This window comes from Enterorhabdus sp. P55 (genome assembly GCF_009911695.1).
GTDB lineage: Bacteria > Actinomycetota > Coriobacteriia > Coriobacteriales > Eggerthellaceae > Enterorhabdus.
Genome location: NZ_QWKK01000162.1, coordinates 1 through 3674, shown reverse-complemented (window position 1 = coordinate 3674; position 3674 = coordinate 1). Strand labels below are relative to the sequence as shown.

At 71.6% G+C, this 3674-nt stretch carries 2 protein-coding genes; both read right to left on the bottom strand.

Annotated elements, in window-relative coordinates; genetic code table 11:
- Positions 1 to 227 precede the first annotated feature (227 nt).
- Positions 228 to 1151, bottom strand: a complete 924-nt coding sequence (locus D1643_RS10230; RefSeq protein WP_160710520.1) for a spermidine synthase — start codon at positions 1149 to 1151, stop codon at positions 228 to 230.
- On the bottom strand, positions 1148 to 3589 hold the full coding sequence (locus tag D1643_RS11615; protein ID WP_201751087.1) for an elongator complex protein 3: 2442 nt from the start codon (positions 3587 to 3589) through the stop codon (positions 1148 to 1150). Before D1643_RS11615 ends, D1643_RS10230 begins: the two co-directional genes overlap by 4 nt.
- Positions 3590 to 3674 lie beyond the last annotated feature (85 nt).

Genomic DNA, 3674 nt, shown 5'->3' with positions numbered 1-3674 from the left:
GGGGTTGGGGGTTGGGGGGCAAATCAGGAGGCGAACCTTCGAAAAAGAGCGCGCCGCCGCAAATTCGCGCGGTTTTGCACCCACCAAAGGCGGCTAGGAGCCGAAAAGCGCCCCTTCGACCCCCCTTTGAGCGACGTTTTCAGGGAAAAGCCGCGATTAGGGGGCTAGCAAGAGTGCAAAACCGCGCGAATTTGCAGAAACAGCCGCGAAAAACGAAGGCCCGCGGGCTAGACGGGTGGCAGAGGGAGGGCACCAGGGACGCGGGCCAGGCCATCCGTGGCCACGAGAAGGTAGTTGTCCTGAGCGGAGAAGCCCTCGTCCGCGCAGGGAATGACGGAGACGTGGTCGAAGGCGCGCTCGAGGGCGCGGCCGGCGGCGATGAGGGCGGCAACGCCCTCCGGCGAGTCGGGCACCACGACATTAACCAGGTAAAGGCCGCCTGGCGCCAGGCCCGCGCGCACAAGCGCGAGGCCCTCGGGCGCGAGGAGCCCCGCATCGGGGTCGACACCTTGAAAGACGTCGTTGAGGATGGCGTCATAGGGTGCCAAAGGGTCACACCTAATGGCACCTAATGTCAAAGGGTCACACCCAATGGCACCCAGCGGGGCGGCCGCGCCGGCCAGGCGGGCAGACGACCTGGGCGCAGGCGCAACGTCCGAGCAACCCAGCGGGGTAACCGCGTCAGGTGCCAAAGGGTCACACCCAATGGCACCCAATGGGGCAGCAGCGTCGGCCAGGTAGGCAAGGGCATCGGCGACAATGACACGCAGCCGGCCGGCATGAGCGCGCTCGGCATCGGCCAGGAAGAAGCGCTCGCGGGCCAGCGCGACGATGGCCGGATCGGCCTCCACCACGTCAAGCTCCACATCTCCGCGGCGTGCGAGCACATGACGCGGGTAGGCGAACGCGCCGCCTCCGAGCATGAGCACGCGACGCATGGGCACGCCTGCGTCAAAGATCGCATCGAAGGCGCGCAGGTAGGCAAAGGGCGCCTCGGACCGGCCGTCCACGTAGGCAGCCGACTGAAAGGCGCCGCCCACCTCGAGCACGCGGATGGCCGTGCCATCAGGCCCCTCGGTATCGTAGACGCGCGCCGAGCCGAACATCGTCGGCGCCGCGCCGTCTCGCCCGCGCCGCCACGGCCACCTCATCGCACGCGCCCCCTCTCGCCACCGGCAGCGTGCGGGGCGCGCTCCTCCCCCGCCTCGCAGCACGCAGCCCCGCACGACGCGTTGGCATCGGCCGCAACCACGGATCGCACCGGAAGCGCAGGCATGCCAGCCCCCTCAACCGGCCGCTCATCGGAACGAGGCGCGTCAAGAGCGCCTCCCGTGGCTGCACCCGAAGCGTCCCGAAACCGGCGCTGGCAGCAGGCAGCATCCTCGGCAGGCCGCATCGCGAGGGCGGGTACGCCCAAGCCACCCCCACCCGAACGCCGGACAGCCCCACGCGCCGCGTCCACGGATCGCCGCTGGTAGAGGCCGACGTCCTCGAAGCCCAGGCGACGGTAGTAGTCGCGCGTACCCACGGCGCTGATGACGTTGACGGCGCCATAGCCGGCCGCCGCCGCGCGGGCGCACGCCTCCTCCACGAGCCGCCGGCCCAGGCCGCGGTGCTGAACGCCAGCCGCCGTGCGCGCGAGCGGCGAGGTGCGCCCGTAGACGTGCACCTCGCGAATCATCGCCTCGCCTGCGCCAACGGGTACGCCCGGGTGCTTCGCGAGCGCCTCGGGCATCGGCAGCGACAGCCGCAGGAAGCCGGCGATGCGGTTATCCGGCGTAACCCACTGCAGGAAGAGCTCGCGGCTCGCTACCGTGTCGTACGGCACGACCTCAAGGCGCAGCAACGCCTCGTCCACCTCCGCCCCCGCGATCTCGCGGCTGCGGATCTCCCGCACGAGCGGCGCGACAGCTTCGCCGCGCCTTCCCGCCGCCCCCCGGGGCGCGCCCCTCCTCCCGTCGCCCGCGCCCAACGGCGTGCCAGGCGCCTGCGCGACGGAAAGACCCGCGCGCGCGTCGACCGAGGAACAGCCGCCGGAAGGCGCCTCCCGGCCTGCCGCCTGTCCGGCGACGTGCGGGAACTCCGCCAGCGCGCAGCCGCCGAGGCCGGATTCGCCGCGCTCCCCCGCCCCCTCGCCAAGGCGACGATCCACCAGCTGGCGAAGGTTGGTCTTGCGGTTGCCGGCCACGATGTCATGGGCCGATATGTCGCGAATCATACGCGAGATGCGCGTCCAGGACGGCGTGACGCGCACATCGGCGGCGAGCAGCGCCACGAGCGTCTCCTCATCGTAGGGCGCCCACTCCCCCGCCGCGTAGCGCGCGGCAAGCGGCGTGCCCGCCGTGAGCACGCAGGGGTAGAGCTTGACCTCATCGGGCAGGAAGCGCGGCTCGCTTACAAGGCGATGGTAGTCGCGCGCGTCGGCCGCGGGCGTGGCACCCGGCAAGTTGGCCATGAAGTGCGCATGGATCTTGAAGCCGAACAGACGCAGCAAGGCGAAGGCGCGCGCGACGGCATCCACCGTCCGCGCATCGCCGCGCCCGCTGGCAGCCAGAACGGCGGGATCGAGCGACTGCACGCCCATCTGCACCTTCGTGCAACCGAGCCGCCGCAGGTCGATGAGGGCCGGCACGTCCACCAGCTCCGGACGCGTCTCCACCACCAGTCCCACGCATCGGCACGCCGCGCCCTCGTTGTCCCGCTGCGCGGCCTCCACCTCGTCCCAGGCGGCGACCTGGAACGCCGCCGCTCGCTCCCAGGACGCGGACGGCGCGCCGTCCGCTGCGCGCGAGGATCCCGCCGAGCCGCCCGGGGGCTGAGCGTCGGCGGTACCCACCTGCTCCCCTGTTCCATAGAGCTGCCTGACGGCCTGGTTGTAGGTCAGGCGGCCCTCGTTCACCGATTCCTGGACGGAGGCGACGCGGGCGGCGCAGTCGGCGCGCTCGGAGGGGATGCCGAGGGCCTCGTAGCGAGCGCGGCGCTCGGCCGCCTGGCGCTCGGCGGCAGGCGCGACGCCGTCGTTGAGGGCGAGAAACAACTCGGCGGTGAACCAGCGGCGGTAGCCCTCCGGGTAGTCGCTCCACGTGCCGCCGAGCACGATCAGCTCCACCTTGTCCACCGGGTGCCCCATCTGCGCGAGCGTGCGCAAGCGGGCGCTCACCTGCAGGTAGGGGTCGAAGAACGCACGCTCGGCCCGCTGGCAGGCGGGCTCGTCGGCCAGGTAGCTCTTGGGCATGCGCACGTCATTGGGGCAGTACAGACAGCCGCCGGCACAGGGCCACGGCTTGGTGATGACGGTGACGGTGGCCACGCCCGAGGCCGTGCGCCGCGGCTTCATCCGCAGCAGCGCCATGAGGCGCTCCTCTAAGGCGGCGTCCACCGCCCACGCGCGCCAGCGCTCGGGCTCCTCGTCGCGGACACGCAGGTAGAACGGCAGGAGCGCCTTCTTCACGTAGCGACGTTCCGAGCCGCCCGCGCGACGGTTGCGCTCGTCGAGCAGCCGCGCGAGGCCGCGCGCGTCAAGCGGTGCGCCCGTTCCCGCCGCCTCGGCCCGCAGCCGCGTCAGTATGTCGAGGATCACCTCTTCCATGGCACGAGATTGTACCGGAAGCGACGTTGCCACGCCGCAGTGAGGGGATAAGGGGGCGGGGGCGGGGGCGGGGGCTGGGGCGGGG

Coding starts and splice junctions, on each gene's coding strand:
- D1643_RS10230 (WP_160710520.1), bottom strand. CDS start 1,151: ATGAGGTGGCCGTGGCGGCGCGGGCGAGACGGCGCGGCGCCGACGATG.
- D1643_RS11615 (WP_201751087.1), bottom strand. CDS start 3,589: ATGGAAGAGGTGATCCTCGACATACTGACGCGGCTGCGGGCCGAGGCG.